This window comes from Acidobacteriota bacterium, assembly GCA_016700075.1.
Taxonomy (GTDB): Bacteria; Acidobacteriota; Blastocatellia; order Pyrinomonadales; family Pyrinomonadaceae; genus OLB17.
The window spans coordinates 996,606-1,015,640 of the sequence record CP065000.1; the positions used below are offsets into that span (position 1 = coordinate 996,606).

A 19,035-nucleotide genomic window follows, 5' to 3' on the forward strand; every position below is an offset into this window, starting at 1 on the left:
CATGAATTTTGATATTATTGGCGTTGTGCAGGACCAAAGCCCCGAGATCGAGCATCTGCCGCAGATGATGAAATGCTCTTGCGGCCGGCAAACGCCGGCCGACCGTGCATCGTGTATCTACTGCGGAAAAGAACTTGACCGGCCTTCCGGTTCAACGACACCGTTAAAGATCAATTTTCAGGAATTTGAGGCTTGGGAAAAGGGGTTTGTGACAGTCGTGATAGGTTGCACCAATGAAGCAGGCATCGCGCAGGCGGCCGCGGCCGTTCCGCTTTCTGCAGACGAACTTCACCGGCTGTGCCGTTGCGGCTTTCCGGTACCGATCGTAAGATTGAGGACCGCAACGGAAGCCGAGGCAGTTGCCGAGAGGCTGGCGGCGGCCGGGATACACTGTATCACCCTGGATGAGGCCCGGCTGCTGCCCGAAACTGAACCCATTCGCCTTCGAAGGATAGAAATCGGGGCTGACGGCCCTCAGTTCGTCACGTTCAACACGAACAAGAAGATCGACGTTGCTTGGAGCGGAATAAAGCACATCGTCTCCGGGACCATCTTCACTAGTCAGCTTGACTCGCTGGAAAAGCGGGTCAAAGGAGGAAAACGGAAGGCAATAGACGGAACGGCTATGACGAACGACGAGGATGTTCTGGATATTTACATATCAGGGCATAGCGAAGGTTTTCGCATACTGCCCGCTGGCATGGATTTTTCGTTCCTTGCAGGTGAAATGTCGCTGCTCGCTGCTGACAATATGCGTCGAACATTGGATCTTCTCTCCGACCGGTCGACAAATGCCCGCACAAACGTCTCATATCGCGAAATACGCGGGCTGTTGGGACACACCTGGCCTGTCACGAGTTCCAAAGACTCAAAAGGCACATCGGGAGGAATGATCAGCGGACGCAGATTTTCGAGTTCGCTGACGACCAGCAACGCGGCACAGTTCCTGAGATTCTCACGTCTGCAGTCATTAGACCTATGAAACACCGAGATCATGGAAAACATCGGAAACCCGAGATCCGGTCAAGAATTGGCGAACAGCCGGATCCTGAGGTATCTGCCAACAGCATTTTCGGCGTCTCGCCGGTCATCGAAGCATTAAGATCAGAAAAACGGCGTATTGAACGGGTGCTGATCGCCGAAGGCTCTCGCGAATCGAGGATCGCGGAAGTCATCGAAGCGTGCAAGTCCCTAAGGATACCTTTCTCTATGGTCCCTGCCCGAGAATTAGCGGCAGCCGTTCCGCACGGATCTCGACATCAGGGCGTCGTCGCGTTCGTTTCCGCAGCGGGCTATTCGGATGCTGGTGACATACTTGAGAATTCACAGCTTCCGCAGCTGCTTTTGCTGCTTGACGGCATTGAGGACCCGAGAAATCTCGGTGCGATCATACGGACGGCCGAATGCTCCGGAGTGGCCGGCGTATTCATTCCCGAACGCCGTGCGGTTGGCCTGACCGGAACTGTCGCGAAATCTTCCGCCGGGGCGCTCGAACACCTGCCGGTAGCAAAGGTTGGGAACCTGAACCGATTTATCGAAGAACTCAAATCCCGGAACATCTGGGTCGTCGGAGCCGCCGGCGAGGCGGAGATGAACTACACGGAATGGGATTGGACGCAGCCGACCGCACTTGTTCTCGGAGCCGAGGGTTCCGGCCTGCACCGCTTGGTCGCAGAAAACTGCGATGCCTTGGTGAAGATACCGATGTATGGAAAAATAGATTCTCTGAACGTTTCTGTCGCGGCGGGCGTTATTCTTTTTGAGGCGCGGCGTCAGAGATCTTTCTGAGCTAACAAATATGTTTTGCCCAAAATGCGGGACACGAAATCCTGACGACGGAAAATTCTGCCGCAGTTGCGGCAGCGACCTGGGAGTGGTCTCTGCAGCTCTGACGGGCAGTCTTCCTTCGCCGCCTGAAACTGATCGCCGCGGCAGGCCTATAAATATCGGCAGCGCCATCAGTGCGATGTTCACAGGAATGGCCTTCTTTGTGGTGTCGATGATCTTGGGCGTTACGGGAGCCGGCCGAAATTGGTGGTTTTGGCTGCTGATACCGGCTTTTGCAGTATTCGGCTCAGGATTTGCGCAGTTGGTGCGGCTCAAAGCAAAAGAAGCCGAAGAAAAGCGCCGAATGGCAGAACGGGAAAATGCTCCGTTATTGAATGCCTCTGTGAATGTATTGAATTCCCCGCCGGCAAATTTTACGGCCGCTGAGCCCCGCTATCGCACCGGCGATCTGGTACCGCCGAGCGTAACCGACGGCACCACGCGAAACCTGGAAATAGAACAGGAAGGGCAGACAATGCCCCTGAAGAAAAAAGACCGCGATTAACGACGAACTAAGGTCCTCGCCGACCCCGCGTTGCCGGCGGCATCCCAAACGCGCAAACTGATCGTATATTCCCCTGCCGACGTTAGTGTTGTTTCCACCGCATATCGCTCACGGCTACTGTCTGATATCCCGTCTTCAGGATAGACCGGCAGCCAATTGCCGCCGTTAACGCTGTATTCGGCACGCACTATATACCCTGACGCATCGACCGCGTCAAAAACTGCTCTAACACGGTCGCCCGTGATCTGTGGCGTTCCGATGGCCGTAACGGCCGGCGGCGTATTGTCTATCTCGACCGGTTCGGTCAAACGTTCGCCCGCCAAGGCATATGGGCCCGGATTTGAAGGCGTGTCGCGGGCAACGATCTTGAAAAGATATTTCCCATCGGAAAGCGACTGTCCGTCAACGGTTACGAAATTTTCCTCGATTCCCGCTCGCAGCGGCTTGAATGCGGTTTCTGACACTTCCCTAAAATGAACGTCATACACCAATTTGTCGCCATTCCGGTCCTCGGCAGTCCATTGCAGCGAGATCGCACCTCGCTGATATACACGGCGCGGCGGGACGGCGGTGACAGGGACCCCAAACTGTGCTGGATCGAGTCCTGCGATCTCGATATTTGGATCGATCTGTATCGGCGGATTCGGTGCCAGGCCAACGCTGACCGACAGAATGTTCAGCGACAATATCTCCGGTGCTATGTTCCTGGCAAGAAACGCGGCCGTAACCTCGAACAACTTTGTCGAATCAGGTGCTCCGCGCAGAACTGCTCGCCATTGAAAATATCTGGCGGCCGGGCTCGTTATCGGACCGCCGCGGGCGTCATTCATAGCGGCGGACCAAACGCTCCATGTCGCATCGGGACGCTCCGTGTTTCCCGAACGCGTTTGGATGGCGACATTGCCTTGCGAACGCCACCAAATGCGACCCCACGCCGCGGCGTTCTTAGCGTCTAGGACCGCAGATTCGTAAGTTCCCTCGGCGGTGGTTTCCGGGCCAAAACGAAACAGCGAACCTTGATTGCTAGATGTCGCAATGAACCCATTTCCCGCTTTTGCGATATTTGAGATCTGGGCTGCGTCTGTTTGAAGCAGCAGGGTTTCGCTCGCATTGTTGCCGATACGGTAAATTCTGCCTTTGTCTGAGCTGCCGAGGAATACACCCGCCGAATCTGCAAGCAGTGAGAAACCGGTTACCGTGCCCGAAGACCAGAGAATGTCGCTAACACCGTCGGCACTGATCCTATAGACGGCCGATTTCGCGGCACTTAGATCGTACCTGCTTTTAGCGGGAGTTTCCGGATTCGCAGGATTGGGTCTTTCGACGGTTACGGGTTTGGATTCAGCGAGCGTTCCGGCGGCAGCGGGATCGGCCGCCCTCGAGGCCGAAGCCGAATCGCCCAATGCCAATACGTAAACCGCACCATCCACCGCGACGGATAGCTTATTGATCTCCCGCAACGGCGAATCAAGCACACCGAACGGCTTTCCGTCGGCAGTAAATCGCAGCACCAACGCACCGGGATCGGTCCCCGCATAGAGTTCGCCGCCTCGGCCTACAGCCAGCGAAATGATGTTTGTCTCGCTCGAATCGAACAGAATTGACGCAGCAGGCTCTGCGTTGGCCGAACGCACGCGATATATACGGCCGCCGTCTCCCGTCGCGACGGCCAGCGCGCCGTCCGGCATTGCCGCAAGTGCCCAAATATATTTCTCTTTCGGGGCAAAGTAGACATCTGCTTTGCCGTTACGGTCAATTCGATAGACTTTGCCGTCGGGCATCGTCGCGGCAAAAATATCACCTTTCGCACCGATCGCAAGAGCAGATACATTCATTTCCTCGAGGTCGGCAAAAACGCTGCCGCTCCCCGCCGTATCTACGCGAAATATCTTGCCTTCGCCGCCGGTCCCGAGGTAAACGTTCCCTTGGGCGTCAACAGCCGTTGCCCAAATATAAGCCTGTCCGGTGTTGAATATCTCGGCAACGCGCGGCGCCGGCGACAGAGTGCCGTTGGCGTCGATCGAAACGCCGCGTGCATCGCCGCGAAGCACATCAGCACGCGAATTGACCGACCAGATCTGCGGCTGAGCTACGGCGGCGGCAGTCGCAGCAAAAAATGACAGTGTGAAAATGATCAAGCTTCTTAGCATCGTATGGGTAGAGAAATTGTTGGATAGATGATAGCAAATGACGCGAGGAAACCACGCAGGCAATTACTTGTTCGCAAGTTCGTCTGCGTCGCCCGTGATCAGCCGCGCCGATCGCTCGCGGGTCAGATATGCCCAAAACCAGTCTGCCAACACCGCCAGTCGATTGCGAAAACCGATCAGAAAGACCACATGCAGAAAAAGCCACATCAGCCAAGCGACGAAGCCGCGAAACCGAAGCCCGCCGATCTCTGCTATCGCTTTTTTGCGGCCGATCGTCGCCATCGTGCCCTTATTTACGTAAACGAAATCGCTGCGCGGCTTGCCATCTATATCGGCAAGTATGTTTTGCGCGGCTAGCGTACCCATCTGCATCGCGGCCGGCGAGACACCCGGCACAGGCTCGCCGTTCTCCTGTTCGAGATACGCCATGTCGCCGACAACGAAGATGTTCTCGCGGCTCGGAATTGATAGATCCGGTGAGACCCGAACGCGGCCGGCACGATCCGTCTCAGCCCCAAGTTTTCCGCCGAGCGGCGATGCCGCAACGCCCGTCGCCCAGAGAACGACGTCGTACTCGATCTCGCGGTCCCCGACACGGATTCGGCCGTCGCCGACATCCGTCACAAAACTGTTCAGATGAACCTCCACGCCGAGGTCCTCGAGTTGGCTTTTGGCACTCGCGGAAAGTTCGGCGTGAAAACTGCTCAGGATGCGGTCCGAACCTTCGAACAGCATCACGGACGCTTCGCGTGTGTCGATCAGCTTAAAATCCTTCGCCAGAGCCTTTCGAGCGATATCGGCTATCGCCCCCGCCAGTTCGACGCCTGTTGCACCGCCGCCGATGACGACGAAATTCAGTTGCTTGCGATCACCTGTAATGTAGGCCTCTCGTTCGGCAAGTTCGAACGCAAGCAGCACGCGCCGGCGGATCTCGACCGCGTCCTCGATGGTTTTGAGTCCCGGAGCGTGCTGTTCCCAAGAATCATTGCCGAAATACGAATGCCTCGCCCCCGCGGCGACTATCAGCTTGTCGTACGCGATCTGCGAACCGTCGCTCAAAACGACGTGGCATTGTTCCTCGTCGATCTCGACCGCCTCGCCCAATATGACCTCGATATTTTTCGCCTTTGCCAATATGCGGCGGATCGGCTGTGCGATCTCGCCCGGGCTGAGAACCGCGGTCGCCACCTGATACAACAGCGGCTGAAAAACATGATGATTCTTCCGGTCGATCAACGTCACGCGGACGGGCTTGTTCGCCAAAGCCTTAGCAGCCCACAGCCCGCCAAACCCACCGCCAATGATCACAACCCTTGGCTCCTGCCCCATACAAATCTCCGTACGACCGCCACCACCAAAAGTTTACCACCCAAACAAAAAACGGCCGCGGAGCCCTTTTGTCATAAGACAACTCCGCGGCCAAGTTTCAGAGTTCATCACTCTTCACTCTTCACTCATCATTTAGCTCGCTCCATAGACCACTGCCGAATTCGAAAAGTTCGAAACCGAATTGGATGCGACGGCACGGACGCGGTATTCGCAATACATACCCGGTGAAACGTTCGTGTCGGTGTACGACTGCCTTCGGGTGTTCGCATAGATACCCCAATCGACCGTTTCGCCATGCCGACGCCATATCTCGTAAACGACCGAGCCTGTCCTGTTGTTACCCTTGAATTTGATCACATTGACGCCGTTGGAATAGCCAAAACCGGACAGATCTGTCGGGTCCTGAGCCAGGTATGTTCCTGTTGCCGGCTCGCGAAAATCGAAACCGCAAAAATCGAACTGCTCCTTGGGTGCGAGGCCCGCGACCAGCGAATTGCGCACCTGCGACATCAGGCTGATGATCTGTTCCCGAAAGCTGTTCTTGATGCTCACGGCCGCCTTGCGTTCGCCCTCTGTAGCCATTGCCGCCTGTGCCTGCGCATCCAGATCGGCCGGCAGCGTCCCGATGGCAGTTTCCAGGCTGGTCCGCACGGCCGGGTCTATCGCGTCAAGCTTTGTCCCGCCGAGCAGGTCCAGCACATTTGCCGCAAAATCCGCCAGGTCATTATCCGAAAGTCTTCTGTAGTTCATAAGTATTGTCTCCTGTGTAGTGTATTTTCTCTATTGTGTGTATTTCATGTGTCACAACATCTGTTGTGTCCGAGAAAACGACCATAGCATACAAATATTTCATTTGTCAAGTGCCGTTGCATCCGTGCAACAGTTTATATTGAGTATCGACGACCCGGTTAAATGTGAGAACCGGCTTGCCGTATCTCATTGTGGCGTAGAAAAAAGAAAGGCCGCCCGTTTGAGCATCGTTGAGAGGCTTGGCAGCTATTGTTGTTTATACAACAAAGATTCGGGATTTCCCGCAATACTATGATCCTTGGCCTGACCACGCTCGCCAGCCTAGTTCTTTAGCGATGCGTTTTATTTGGGCGATGAATTTATCATTTGGGCGGAGGCGTTTTATTTCTGGATCGCTGGTGGCGGCCCAGCGGTATATTTGTTCGAGGGCTCCGTAGCCTCGGCCGAAGGCTTTGGCGTGTTTTACGCAGTTCTCTTTTGTCGGGGCATCGCTCAAGACCACGCGTAGTTCGGCATCGGTCCACGGCTTTCCTTTATCGCTCTCTTCCCGGCCAACGGCCTGCTCGTGCTCGACCATCACCTTGCCAAATATCCGCCGAAACTCACCGACACATGCTGCCTAACAGTAACTTGTCTGATAGCCAGAAATCCTGTATAACAACCTAGGAAAAAACTACCGATACTATATCAGATGATCCCGAAATTTGACGCGACAATCAAAGAACTGCTACTCGCGCGCCTTGCCGCTCTGGAGACACATTTTAGCGCTGATGTGATTTTCTTTTACGCGCAAATCCAGCCTGGAATGGAGAGGTTTTTTCGCAATTTCATTGAAGAGCTGCGACAGGACAACGATAACGGTGGTAAAACCGGTCGATTGGTCGTTTTCTTAAATACGCCCGGTGGTAGCGCCGAGACGGTTGAAAAGTTGGTAGAGATCATTAGGTTCCACTATTCGGAAATCTATTTTGTGGTTCCCGATGTTGCGATGTCTGCCGGAACGATCTTTTGCATGTCTGGTGACAAAATCTTCATGGACTATTCGTCGTCACTAGGGCCCATCGATCCTCAGATTTTTAACGGAACGCATTTCGTGCCTGCCCTGGGTTACCTTGATCAGGTTGAGAAGTTGCTAGAGAAGGCAAAAAGCGGCGAATTAACACAAGCCGAATTTTTGATTCTACAAAATATAGACCTCGCAATGCTCAATCAATTCGAGCAAGCCAGAAATTTGACAATCACATTGCTCAAAAAATGGCTTGTCGAATACAAGTTCAAGGATTGGGACATACATGAAACCAATGAAAACAAGAAAGGACAGCCGGTAACTCCGGAAGAGAAAGAGACGCGAGCTGAAGAGATCGCCTCGTTGCTTGGTGATAATAAAACCTGGCACTCGCATGGCCGGATGATAAGTTTGGCAACTTTGCAGACTCTGGTACGTCTAAAGATTGAGGATTATTCCAATGACGTGGAGCTTCGTGATATGATCAGAGAGTACAATGACCTTCTCACCGATTACATCGCGCGGACAAATCAACAGGCATTTTTTCATAATAGATTGTTTTTTTAACGTCCTCGGAGGAACCAAATGTCAGTAGTAGAAGAACTCAATCAAGAATCGGAAAAGTTTAGGAAGGAACTTGGTGAGAAAAAGGAATTTCGTGAGCTTGAGAGTTTCTATGAAGAGATGAAACGGCTCGGTGTAGCGAAAACCGCTAAGTATGATCTTCCGCCCGCAGACACTCTTGGAAAACGTTTTTACGATATTCAGCACGCTTCTAGCAAGAAGAGCTTCGTGTAGTTCCGTTTTACAAAGTACCTCTCGCAACCATTGAGACCGCTTGACGGTCTCTTTTTGCCGTTTTCTTTTAGTTCGTTATTGTCTGGACGCGTTGGAGGCGTTTTGACACCAGGTCGATGACGGCTTCGTAAACGGCGTCGCGTTCGCCGGTGGTTAGGCCGAGAGCGTCGAAAATAATGTTGTCGAGTTCACGGCGGTCGTACACTCCAATATCAAAAGGTTCTCAACTTGTCGCGCCCCTCTTCAATCCAGCCTTCGATCCTTTCGATAGACTCCTCGATATCCGCGATCTTTTCGTTTGCTTCGTCAAGCCATCCTTCGGCACGATCTCGAAAGTCGTCGCTCCACGCGGACGCTATCTGCTCCTCCAGATCTCGACGGTGATCTTTCTGACGTTCTAAGGCTTCTTCTGCCTTTCGAAGTTGTTCACGGTTCTTTTCTAAGTTTGCCTCGATACGTTCGCGAGCATTGTCCCTTTTCTGTTCAAACTCTCTCTGTCTATCCTCCTGATATTCCCTGTAACGACCCCAGAAGATGTCGTGCTGCTCACGAATTTCTTTTATTCGCTCGAACACTTCGTCCTTGTGTTCTCGCGTCATCTCATGCTTGTACTTCGACAACAACTGACCGGCTTGATAAAGATGGCGGCCTTTTCCTTTCATTATCTCTTTCGTAGTCTGAGCAGTGTAGAAGGTGATCATATCGCCGATCTCGTCATCAAACGCGTTCCAGTACGCCTCTCCCAATTCGTAGTTGATCTCGATCATTCGATAGTCAGATCGCTCTGCGTTTCGTTTTCGGCTCTTTTCGTGGGCTTCGCTTCGAAGTGCACAAAATGTTTGCCAGGCAGTCTCACGCTCATCCCTTGTCGGGTACTTAACCTTGTTGTTGAAGTCCGCCTGTATCTCTTTCATTAAATCGAAGACCGGTTCCCAATCGTCCCTTGTCGTTCCGGTAATACCACGAGTCGAATTTATCCAACTATCGAGTTGCCGGATCTTTTTGTCGAGGTCTTCGTGTGTTGTATCCCAAAACATGATGCCAGATTCCCTTTGAACTATTGTTTCTAAGCCGTGATCGTCTGGGCGCGTTGGAGGCGTTTTGACACCAGGTCGATGACGGCTTCGTAAACGGCGTCGCGTTCGCTCGCAGTTAGGCCCAGGGCATCGAAAATTACGTTGTCTAGGTCGCGGCGGTCCATCATCATAGAAGTCTTCGCTGGCAAAATAGATCAATTTGCATTTCGTGTTTGTATCCACTCGGCCAGTCGAGGGCCTTCGAGTTTCTCCGTTCTGTTGCCTGTTCGCACATATACATCTTTTCCGTCCAGGAATGTAACCGCGGGATTGGGTTCGACGTCTATTCGGCAAACATCGCCTTCGGGCAGGGTTTCGAATCTGACCTTAATCTTTCCAACTGGAGCTTTTAGGCGGTCTTTTATTAGGTCTTGTAGTTTTAGCTCGAAACCGTCAACATTAGCCTTGCCGCATAGCCTAAAATCGAGTCCTAATCCTTTAATCTCGCCGGAATCGGAGACGCCGATCAGAAGCGTTCCGCCATCGGTATTTAGAAATGCCGCTATGGTTTTCAGATTGCCGAGCAAGACGCCCGGATGTTTCTCACCTGTGACATTGTTTGCTTCTAAGGTTTCCTTGAACTCTAATTGTGAACTCTCACCCTCGGCGATTAATGTGAGAATCGGATTGGAAAGCCAATATTCGGGTGGCTTTGAAAGAATGCGTTCGCAACGAGCCAAATGGTCCGCATACTTTTCCTTGATCTCCGCGGTAAGGCCCTGAGCTTCCGCTGGTCGTGGATACCGTCTACAAAACCACATTTCGACTTCCCGTACCTGATCTGGAGTTAGCTCATAAAGCCCGAATATCAGCGAATCGATTTCCCTTTGTTCATGAAGATAATATGAATACAGCGGGTCAAGTTTCTGACTATCAATTATTGACTGAACCAGTGTTTCAAGCTGATTCTCATCTTCCGGTGACATTTCAGGCAGCATTAAGTTGAGAAGTACTTCTTCGCCGGTTTCGACTGTGTGGGACAAGTAGTTCTTTAATTGATACCGCGATAAAACGGAAGCCAAAATAGCCAGAAGCAACGTCGCAGGTTTCTCGTTGCTGAAAATCGTAGATCCTTTGTTTCCAAAGATCGCATTGCAACCCAATCTAAACGTGGGACTGTAGACTCCCGTTGGTGAGAATGTTATTCCTTGACGAAAATAATAGTCGCGATTCTGAAAACGGGCCGCAATCCGTCCATCCTGATTGTCACTTGTGTGGGTCTCCAAACGGTGAACAGACGACCTTGACCAGTCAATGAAGTAGCCCGTCGGGACATAATAGTTTGGAAGCCAACCATCCCCGGCGTTGCTTTCGCCTCCTTTGTCATAGGGCAAAAAGTGTCTGCCCTCATATTCGTTTGGATCGACCCCGTTGCGTTTCTCGTCTTGGGATAGATTTGCAATTTCTGTTTCGCGGAGAAGTTTCCGTTCGTCAAGAATTTCGTAACTCCCTCGCACGCCCTCTCTTTTGCGCAGATAATGTTGATTGTCGGCGGTAATCAATCCTTGCTTGACCTGCGCCATCCGCGCAAGCTGCGTGAAATCCTCGTTACAAAATAACTGATGAAGTTCGGGGGACGCTATAAAAAAGGAGAGATTACTGTATGTCGTTATCGCTCTTTGAGGATATGTGTAGCGAGCATAGTCGAGGGTCTGAGCATCGAAACCATGAGCCGACACAACACGAAGATTATCTTCCAGCATGCGCCAGTTTCGAACAGGAAGATTTCGAAGATCTCCGGCAAGTACGTTGTTATCTTCGGTTGGCGGTTGCTTCGTGAGAGTAAGAATGCACGTATTCACAGTTGCATCAAAGACCCACGGCGGCAGATCGAGGAAATGGTGAACGGTTGACTGTTCGAGGATCCGTCGCCGCAGAGGCAAATGAGATTTAATCGTCCGCCATGTGTCGGAAACAATGTAGCTGAGAATCCCTCCACTTCTAAGGAGTTGAAGCCCTCGGGCCATGAAGAGCCCGTATGTGTCTTTTGACTGAGAGCCTTCTCTTGCCCGATCAAAGTAAAGATCGCGCACATTATCGGCAACCTTTGCTCCGTATGGTGGGTTCGCAAGGACAACATCGAAGCCCCTTTGCCCGGTTTCATTTCGCTTAAACACCTCGGCAAATTCAATCGCCCAGTCAAATGCATCCTCGGGAACACCAGCATTTTGATTAGCGTGAACCCAGAATGAAATCTCATCGTGAAGACGGTTAACCTCTTCCAGCAAACCTTCGCGATATTCCTTGTCATGCGGAGCACGGATTGACGCATCAAAGAATTTTGCCTTCGCCCTTCTATATTGCTCGATTTGCTCTGCCACGCCATCTAGATTTGCTCGGCTCGGGTCGGGTGCCGTTAGGCTGTCACCACATTCAATCTTGAAGTCGAGATTTGGAAGCGGCTGAGGTTCGTCCCCAGTGAAATCAATAGCCAAACTAAGCCATAGCCTAAGCCTCGCGATTTGAACAGCAAACTTGTCTTTATCAACGCCATAAAGATTGGCCTGAATGATGGCGAGCTTTCGATCAAAGATTTCCTTATCTGCATTTTGAGCACGCGTATCGAGTATGCCGGTTAGAATTGTTAATTCCTGAAGTATCCCAAGAAGATACGCTCCTGAACCACAAGCTGGGTCAACCACCCGGATCTCAGTCAACCTTTGAAGCAGTGCCCGAGCCTCGGCGACCGTTAGATTCTCGTCCGAATAGTGGTATACCAACGCCCGAAGTTTTGCCATTCCAATATCAGCGATTTCCAAATATCGGATTAGTGCTTCGCGGCACATAAATTGGACGATTTCTCGCGGAGTATAGTAGCTGCCGCTATCGCCTCGACCGGTGACGAGTTCTTCGAAAACCTTGCCGAGCATTTCGGGGTCAACGGCAACCTGAACATCGATTGGTGAAGATTCGTCAACCGTGAAGTTGTAGCGTTCGAAAAGGGTTAGAATGCGGCCAAGATTCTCATTACCGAGTGAAACGCTGCCGCGTTCATCGAAACCATCCTCGTCTTTCTCGAATAGGCCACCGTTGAGATATGGAACCTTGCCCCGCCGCCCCTTCAATAGATTCGAGTCATGAACATCGGCACTTTCCGCTTCACCTAAACCGGAAAAGAATACCCAGAATAATCGGTCAGCGAAGAAGTTTTCGCCATTTGCCTCGGCCTCGTTGAAAAGTCTGCGCAAATAGTCGGTATCGCCATCGAACTCAAGCCACGCTTTCTTTTGAAGAAAGTATATGAACATGAGGCGATTAAATAGACGCTGGGTGAAGAGCCGTCGTTTCTCGGCTGCTACTTTATCGTTTGCTTTGGTATCAGGAATGCTTTGCTTAACTTCTTCCTCGATAAGCCGGAAAACCGCTTCGTAATCCGTGAAGAAATCCTTATTGAGTTTTTCGACCGAAAATGCTTTAAGGAGCGCATCAAGCTTGAGATCAGATTGGGAATAGAAATCAAGACTATCAACAGCAGTTCGGACCGTCTCGCCGTTACCGAGCAGATACGTGAACCGTTTTGGTTCGGTCTTTTGTTCGATTACCTCATCTGTTTCAGGATTCCGGACACGAATTTCAGATATAAGCGAGAGCCGCCATTTGTCATTCTGGACAAAAACGACAAGGGCAGCGTCAACGTCGTATTTGTAGACGCTCCGCAAAAGTGATCTGACGCCGACACGATTCTGCCCAATACGGACATTATTTTTGAGGTCGATCTGATAGAGTCCGACGACGCGGCCGTCGGCGGTGTTGAACGAGCCAAGTTCGACAGCCTTTTTCGCAAGGTCATTTGCAGGAAGCGTGATCGGCTTAGGAGTTTGAAGCAGGTTGCGAACACCGAAAATGTCCCTCAGCACTCGCGTCCATCCTTCATTTTCGAATGGATTCTCAAGAATTTGTTTCAGTTCGTATTTGGTCATTATGGGATAAACGTCTCCGAGAGCACGATCTCAGGTTCAATGTTAGCGGAAAGCTCGGTAATGCTCGTCGAGCCGTCGCTTTCATCCAGAGCGTCAAACTTTCGCGCAAGTTCGACGAGTATCGATTCTGCCTGTTGCCAGGTGATCTGCCGCTTTTCAACCTTTTGCCGGAGCTTTCGCACCTCGCCGGGCAAGGCGGCATATGTTCCACGATCTATCAATTCGCCCAGGTTCCCGCAAACAGTCTTGATCTCATCATGTTTTGTAATGCCCGAGATGTCGCGTAGAAATTTCTTTGCCTGATTCGATCTGGCATCGGCCTTGTCGGTTGTGGTCACCGCTTCCGTTGATGAGCCAAAGAAATCCTTTTCAAATGTGTTCAATGCCGCCTGCACATGATCGTAGTGGTTTGGCGGCAGGGGAAAGGCCGGTTCCGATGATCTTGCCTCAAAGATAGCTGCGGCCTGGAGGAATGTCAGAGCCTCGACATTTCCATCTCCTCTTGAGGTATAAAATTCGGTCTTGTACTGCGATTTTAGGAAGATCACTGTCGAATCTTCAACGTCTTGCTTCTTCGATCTCGAAATACTACGTCCGGTCCTCGCCTTGAGCGGAAAGGCCTTAATGCGTTTGAACTTATTTGGATTGGCATCTTTGAATTCGCGAATATATCTCAGATAGAAAAGGCGCTTGTCCTCCTCATCTTCGAGCCCCTCCTGAAAGAGTTTGAATTGCTCAACGAATTCCTCGTGTGTATAGATCTTTGCGTCTTCGCCAAATGCCGAATGAAAGCTCTGCAACTTAACCAAAGCCTTGTTATAGAGGTTTATGTACTCGTCGCCTTGCGGCGACGGATAAAAGTTATAGCTATATACAACCTTGCCAACACTGCCGATACGATTGACCCGGCCAATTCGCTGCATCAAACGCGTTGCGTTCCATGGCGTGTCGTAATTTACTATCACATTTGCCCGATGCAGATTAACGCCCTCGGCGAGCACATCGGTAGTAATGAGTAATTGGTGATCGTCCTTTTGCTCGCCCGTGTAATTCGCATCGAAATTATCGCGAATAGTTTCAAACAACTTCTTCCGATTTTCCGCCGACACATTTAATGCATCAATACCCAAACGTTCCTTAATGCTCTCGTGCAGATGATTCGCCGTGTCCTTGCTTTCGGTGAAGATCACAAGCTTGCCTGAGGCATTAGTTGAGGTATTTAGGAATTGCCTATCCAGAGCGTCGAAAAATGTCTCAAGTTTTGGATCCTCATCGATCTCTTTCCATTGTTTAATGAGGCCATTTAATAGGTCGAGATCGTTCCTTAATCCAACCACGAATTCTGGCTCGAAATCAGAAGCCGGGAAGATACGGTTGCGAGAATCCGGGTCATCAACTGTGCGCTCGAGGATGTAGTTTTCGACCTCTTCCATCGTATAGCCCTTTTCCATCAGGGCGTTTACGTCGAAGTCGGGAGCGATGAAAACTTTGTCATTCGCAAACATCGCGATCATTCGCTCGGTTGCTTTTGCAACATTTCTCAATGTTCGTTTGAAAGCATAAAAACTGCTTTCAAGACGCTTGACCATTAGATTCCGAAGTATCCCTGCAAGCGAAAGCGAAACTATACGCGCCTGTGGATATTGCTCGTCACGGATCTCTTCTTTGAGAGCCAGGACCGCCTGATAACGGAAGTACTTCACTTCATTCGTCAAGACATCCATCGAATGAGTAAAGAGTTCGCCGATCTTTCCTCTCAGTTCGTACTCGATCTCTCGCGGAGGCGATATTTCCGGAAAATCAATGCCTTGCTCTTTAAGGTCTTGAAGGTACTTTGGATAGTTCCTGAGGTCGGTCCTGGTTCGACGAACAGTTATCGGCGAAATTATCCTCTCTCGCATCTGTTGATATAACTCGCGAATCCGCCCAAGGTCCGGCTGGGGGTCTCGGATGATCTCTTTATACTCGCGGATTATCGGGCCAAAAAATGCCTGGAGATTTGTCTCGGTCAGTGTGCTTCGACGTGAGTCCTGAAACAACTGCAGCTGATAATAAATATCCTGCGGCCGGTTGTTGAGTGGCGTTGCCGAGATCAGAATAACCTTCTTCTTATCATCAGCGATCAAACCATCGCCGGTTCGCGGAGATTTGCAGATCCGCTGAAGATTCTGAAACATCTGAGACGTGTGATTGCGATAGCGATGCGCTTCGTCAACAAGGATCAGGTCGTACTCTTCTTTGGGCCAGTAGTTATGGTCATTTCCATCAAGAATTTTTTCGAGACTTCCGTTGGTAATAAATTTAGTGTCCTTATCAAGGCGAAACTGCCTAAACGTGTCTTTCCAATTCCGTTCGAGGGCCGGGGGATAAACGACAAGGATCTTTGTATTCTGTGAGCCATTGGCGATACGGAATCGTTTCGCGATCATCGCAGCAACGACCGTTTTGCCAAGACCCACAACGTCCGCAAGGAAGAAGCCGTTATCGCGCATCAACATTTGAAAACCTTCGTTAACTGCGTCGATCTGATAGCTCAGTTTGCGGAAAGTTGATGGGAGGTCGCCAACCGTGTCCGGATCGTAATCGATGTTGCGTCCGAAATATTCTGTTAGGAATTTGAGATAAATCTCGTGGGGCGTAAATACCTGCCCGATGTGCGTTTTATCTTTGAATGACTGAATATCTGCGGGTAAGATCGGCGTCGATTCCGCCCAGAGATTGGTAAACTCACCTTTTGCAAACTGGACGTCGTCGAAATCCTTTAGGGCAATGTTGAGCTCATAATTTGGACTTTGCTTGATTCCCAACCCTGCTTCGGTGAGGTTCGAAGAGCCCATTATCACCCAACCGTCGGAATTGGCAGTGTGATGCTCAGGTAGGAATAGGTAGAATTTTGCGTGAATCGCTCTCGAATTGTGAGCACGCACCTCAATTCGCCCCTCAATAAGGTCGGTTACGAACTGCAAAATACCTTCTTCGACTTCCGCTGAATACTTGGCCTCACGAATGTCCTGAATGAACCAGTTTAAGAACTCTTGCTTTGCCCTTGCTTCATCGCCAAAGAACAGAAGACCCTTGCGTTGGGTTTCTGCGAACATCTGATCGACATTGATGCCGACCAAAATCTTGATCTTTTTCAGATCTTTCAGATATGGCTGAAGCGCGAAGTACCCTGAAGATCTGAAATAACCGACTACCGCATGAAAGGCGTATAGATCTTTCATGCCATGGATGATCCCAGTAAATTTATCGAACAAACTTCGTTCGTTGCTATTCGTGAAAAATTTGGAAGACATCAATTCTCGGAGGTTAGAAACCAATCAGCCAACATCCAAACCTATATCTGACAGCGACCCTACAATCTGTGATGCCTTCCTCTTTCCTTGTCCTGAAGTGTCTGTTAAAAATTGGTTTCGCGGCATAGGTCAGGCAATCTGGTCGAAACGGATTCGCCTAAATATAGCATAAGTGCCGGTTTGGATGTGAGCAATCAAACCGTAGATGGCGTAACCGTTATGAATACAACGGTTAGGGTGATCACGTGCGGCAGCGAGGGAAATAATCTCCATTTTTTTGTATCAAAAACAACTGTTTTTGGCTTAGATTCTGTTAACTTTGCTCTGTTTTCGCGTGGTTCTAGCCGGTTTTCAAGTGAAAATGCTCCGTTTTCTCGTGACTTTGGCCTTTTGTCACGAAACTTTGCTCTGTTTTCACATGACTTTGCTATGTTTTCGCGTGATAAAGGGGATCGATTGCTGAATGTAGCCAGTGGTCGGTTGTCAGTTGTCGGTGGTCAGTGGTTGGTGAAAGCTGGAAGAGTGGAGGAATTGAGGAGAGAATGCGGATCGCGGATAGTGGACAAGATTTTCCGCGGCGCTCCTCCTGCAGTCCCGCGATAGTGGCAATTCAAAGATGCCTACAGACTGCGGTGCTGCAAAGAACCCGGCCCGCTGACGCAGGCGGTTCTGACAGGAGGCTGGCGGCTTGAGCCTCGACCGCAAACTGGCCGATGACTCTATAGAACATTCAGGCTCGGCCTGTCTATTTGCGGTGAAGCTCTGCTTCACCGTGGCGTCTGTCAATTCAATTGCGGCTTCGCCGCCGTCGGCAGAGCCGCGTTCTTCGGGGCTGCTTTCCGGAAAAGTAGAACTTTTCCGCAAATAGAGCGGCGGAGCCGCCTGAATCTGTTTCTCCGGTGGCATCGAAACGTCGCAGCGTGGCAACACGTGACTGAAGCGCAAGGACATCGGGGGTGATGTGGCTCCCCTTCAGGGAGCGGTTTGTTGTGGGATCGTGTTCCCTAGGGTTGCGGCCTGCGGCCTTACCCTAGGCTATATATGTTCGTCACCGTTGGTGACAAGAGCTCGGGACCTTTGGGCTAAAGCCTGTGGATCATTATTGCTGCTGTTCCACGGTCGGGCGAGGGAGAGAACCACCCCGACAGTCCCGACAAAAAGACCGTCGGGACTGCCACCCCTCCTTGGTAAGGCGGGGAGCTCGAAGATGCGGGCAGGGATGCCCGCGTTCCGGCGGGTTTATGACTTTTTACGTGCCGATGTAGCGGGCGTAGAGGGTTTTGGCGGCGGTGGGGTCGTCGATGTTTTTGATGATGGCGCGGGCGTCGGCAAAAACGGTGACCTCGCGGCCCTCGGCGGTGAAACGAACCAGGTAGTCGTTTTGTTTAATGTCGCCGCCCGGCGATATCGGGGATCGCGAACAGGCGTTCGGCGAGTGCAGCCAGGTCGATCTCTGTTGGCCGAGGCGGGGCTAACTGGACGGCGTCGCGTCCGCAGAGCACGGCGGTGAATTCCCGGACGTCGGCGTCGAGGAATTCGAACCGGCGTTCGCCGCAACACGGACAATCGGGGCCGAACGCTTCGTTGGTGGGTGTTTCGCCCTTGCTAGCGGACGCAGTTTCGTAGATCGCGGTGGGTGTTTCGCCCTTGCTTACGCGCGGGCTTCTGCAAGGGAGTTTTATCTTTCGCCAGTCGTTTGCCCAGAGGTCGATCTGAACGAGCGAGCCGTGGAGAGATGCTGTGTCGCCGACGAGGAGTTTGAGGCATTCCGCGACCTGGACAGCGGATATGCCGGCGATGATCGGCATTATCACGCCCGCGGTGTCGCACGTCGGCGACGAGCCGGCGTCGGGCATTTCTTCGAAAATGCATCGCAGACAAGGGCTGACGCCCGGGCGAATGGTCATCGTCGTGCCGTAGCTCGAGACGGCCGCTCCGTAGATCCAAGGTGTACCGTGTTTGACGCAAGCATCATTGACCAGATAACGCACCTGAAAATTATCGGTGCCGTCGATAACGACATCGCAGCCCTCGATGAGCGTCTCGACGTTCGAATTATTAACGTCCGCTACGATCGCTTCGACCTCAACTTCGCTATTGATCGCGGCGATGCGGTTGCGAGCGGCGACGGCTTTTGGCAAACGCTCGGCGGCGTCGGATTCGCTGAAAAGCGTCTGGCGTTGGAGGTTGGTGAATTCTACAAAATCGCGGTCAACGATACGCAACCGCCCAACGCCCGCACGCGACAGCATCTCGGCATGCGACGCCCCCAGAGCACCGCAGCCGACGATCAGCACTCGCGACGCGAGGAGCTTCGCCTGGCCTTCGCGGCCGATCTCAGGGAACAGAATTTGTCGGCTGTAGCGTTCCATCATCAT

15 protein-coding genes and 1 pseudogene are annotated in these 19,035 nt (G+C 51.6%); 6 read left to right on the top strand and 10 right to left on the bottom strand.

The features are described 5' to 3' along the window. Positions 1-25 precede the first annotated feature (25 nt). From IPM50_04525 to IPM50_04535, 3 genes are read left to right on the top strand one after another with little or no spacing between them, the layout of a single operon-like run. A complete protein-coding gene (locus IPM50_04525) occupies positions 26-982 on the top strand; it encodes a hypothetical protein (protein ID QQS33848.1) in 957 nt (318 codons plus the stop codon). Next, the gene (gene rlmB / locus IPM50_04530; protein ID QQS33849.1) at positions 979-1,788 is read left to right on the top strand and encodes a 23S rRNA (guanosine(2251)-2'-O)-methyltransferase RlmB; all 810 of its coding nucleotides are present in this window, start codon (positions 979-981) and stop codon (positions 1,786-1,788) included. Before IPM50_04525 ends, rlmB begins: the two co-directional genes overlap by 4 nt. 10 nt (positions 1,789-1,798) lie before the next feature. Further along, on the top strand, positions 1,799-2,332 hold the full coding sequence (locus IPM50_04535) for a zinc-ribbon domain-containing protein (GenBank protein QQS33850.1): 534 nt from the start codon (positions 1,799-1,801) through the stop codon (positions 2,330-2,332). Here IPM50_04535 and IPM50_04540 read toward each other — a convergent pair. From IPM50_04540 to IPM50_04555, 4 genes are all read right to left on the bottom strand, one after another. After that, a complete protein-coding gene (locus IPM50_04540) occupies positions 2,329-4,482 on the bottom strand; it encodes a hypothetical protein (GenBank protein QQS33851.1) in 2,154 nt (717 codons plus the stop codon). The two genes, IPM50_04535 and IPM50_04540, sit on opposite strands and share 4 nt — an antisense overlap. 63 nt (positions 4,483-4,545) lie before the next feature. Continuing rightward, positions 4,546-5,811, bottom strand: a complete 1,266-nt coding sequence (locus IPM50_04545; GenBank protein QQS33852.1) for an NAD(P)/FAD-dependent oxidoreductase — start codon at positions 5,809-5,811, stop codon at positions 4,546-4,548. A gap of 132 nt (positions 5,812-5,943) precedes the next feature. Continuing rightward, positions 5,944-6,561: a hypothetical protein gene (locus IPM50_04550; protein ID QQS33853.1), complete on the bottom strand. Its 618-nt coding sequence runs from the start codon at positions 6,559-6,561 to the stop codon at positions 5,944-5,946. 289 nt (positions 6,562-6,850) lie between these two features. Then, positions 6,851-7,141: a hypothetical protein gene (locus tag IPM50_04555; GenBank protein ID QQS33854.1), complete on the bottom strand. Its 291-nt coding sequence runs from the start codon at positions 7,139-7,141 to the stop codon at positions 6,851-6,853. A gap of 111 nt (positions 7,142-7,252) precedes the next feature. Here IPM50_04555 and IPM50_04560 point away from each other — a divergent pair, with 111 nt between their 5' ends. Then, the gene (locus tag IPM50_04560; protein ID QQS33855.1) at positions 7,253-8,134 is read left to right on the top strand and encodes an ATP-dependent Clp protease proteolytic subunit; all 882 of its coding nucleotides are present in this window, start codon (positions 7,253-7,255) and stop codon (positions 8,132-8,134) included. A gap of 18 nt (positions 8,135-8,152) precedes the next feature. Beyond that, positions 8,153-8,365: a hypothetical protein gene (locus IPM50_04565; protein QQS33856.1), complete on the top strand. Its 213-nt coding sequence runs from the start codon at positions 8,153-8,155 to the stop codon at positions 8,363-8,365. Between the two features lie 67 nt (positions 8,366-8,432). Here the strand turns inward: IPM50_04565 and IPM50_04570 are convergent, their stop codons facing one another. The 5 genes from IPM50_04570 to IPM50_04590 are packed head-to-tail and all read right to left on the bottom strand — an operon-like array spanning position 8,433 to position 16,657. Then, positions 8,433-8,570, bottom strand: a complete 138-nt coding sequence (locus IPM50_04570) for a hypothetical protein (protein ID QQS33857.1) — start codon at positions 8,568-8,570, stop codon at positions 8,433-8,435. A gap of 7 nt (positions 8,571-8,577) precedes the next feature. Next, entirely contained in the window at positions 8,578-9,402 is an 825-nt protein-coding gene (locus tag IPM50_04575) for a hypothetical protein (protein QQS33858.1), read from the bottom strand. A gap of 29 nt (positions 9,403-9,431) precedes the next feature. Continuing rightward, positions 9,432-9,572: a hypothetical protein gene (locus IPM50_04580; protein QQS33859.1), complete on the bottom strand. Its 141-nt coding sequence runs from the start codon at positions 9,570-9,572 to the stop codon at positions 9,432-9,434. A 24-nt stretch (positions 9,573-9,596) separates the two neighbouring features. Further along, positions 9,597-13,361, bottom strand: coding sequence for a putative DNA binding domain-containing protein (locus IPM50_04585; protein ID QQS33860.1), 3,765 nt, complete (start codon positions 13,359-13,361; stop codon positions 9,597-9,599). Next, positions 13,361-16,657, bottom strand: a complete 3,297-nt coding sequence (locus tag IPM50_04590; GenBank protein ID QQS33861.1) for a DEAD/DEAH box helicase family protein — start codon at positions 16,655-16,657, stop codon at positions 13,361-13,363. Before IPM50_04590 ends, IPM50_04585 begins: the two co-directional genes overlap by 1 nt. A gap of 219 nt (positions 16,658-16,876) precedes the next feature. On the opposite strand from IPM50_04590, the gene IPM50_04595 reads away from it, so the two are divergent. Beyond that, the gene (locus IPM50_04595; protein QQS33862.1) at positions 16,877-17,260 is read left to right on the top strand and encodes a hypothetical protein; all 384 of its coding nucleotides are present in this window, start codon (positions 16,877-16,879) and stop codon (positions 17,258-17,260) included. Positions 17,261-17,906: 646 nt separating this feature from the next. On the opposite strand, the pseudogene IPM50_04600 reads toward IPM50_04595, so the two are convergent. Next, a pseudogene (locus IPM50_04600) lies at positions 17,907-19,032 on the bottom strand (ThiF family adenylyltransferase). Positions 19,033-19,035: the final 3 nt, after the last annotated feature.

What these genes read in the sequence shown, in the direction of transcription:
- IPM50_04560 (QQS33855.1), top strand. Translation starts at nt 7,253, where the DNA reads ATGATCCCGAAATTTGACGCGACAATCAAAGAACTGCTACTCGCGCGC.
- IPM50_04580 (QQS33859.1), bottom strand. Translation starts at nt 9,572, where the DNA reads ATGATGATGGACCGCCGCGACCTAGACAACGTAATTTTCGATGCCCTG.
- IPM50_04550 (QQS33853.1), bottom strand. Translation starts at nt 6,561, where the DNA reads ATGAACTACAGAAGACTTTCGGATAATGACCTGGCGGATTTTGCGGCA.
- IPM50_04565 (QQS33856.1), top strand. Translation starts at nt 8,153, where the DNA reads ATGTCAGTAGTAGAAGAACTCAATCAAGAATCGGAAAAGTTTAGGAAG.
- IPM50_04545 (QQS33852.1), bottom strand. Translation starts at nt 5,811, where the DNA reads ATGGGGCAGGAGCCAAGGGTTGTGATCATTGGCGGTGGGTTTGGCGGG.
- IPM50_04590 (QQS33861.1), bottom strand. Translation starts at nt 16,657, where the DNA reads ATGTCTTCCAAATTTTTCACGAATAGCAACGAACGAAGTTTGTTCGAT.
- rlmB (QQS33849.1), top strand. Translation starts at nt 979, where the DNA reads ATGAAACACCGAGATCATGGAAAACATCGGAAACCCGAGATCCGGTCA.
- IPM50_04535 (QQS33850.1), top strand. Translation starts at nt 1,799, where the DNA reads ATGTTTTGCCCAAAATGCGGGACACGAAATCCTGACGACGGAAAATTC.
- IPM50_04540 (QQS33851.1), bottom strand. Translation starts at nt 4,482, where the DNA reads ATGCTAAGAAGCTTGATCATTTTCACACTGTCATTTTTTGCTGCGACT.
- IPM50_04585 (QQS33860.1), bottom strand. Translation starts at nt 13,361, where the DNA reads ATGACCAAATACGAACTGAAACAAATTCTTGAGAATCCATTCGAAAAT.
- IPM50_04595 (QQS33862.1), top strand. Translation starts at nt 16,877, where the DNA reads ATGAATACAACGGTTAGGGTGATCACGTGCGGCAGCGAGGGAAATAAT.
- IPM50_04575 (QQS33858.1), bottom strand. Translation starts at nt 9,402, where the DNA reads ATGTTTTGGGATACAACACACGAAGACCTCGACAAAAAGATCCGGCAA.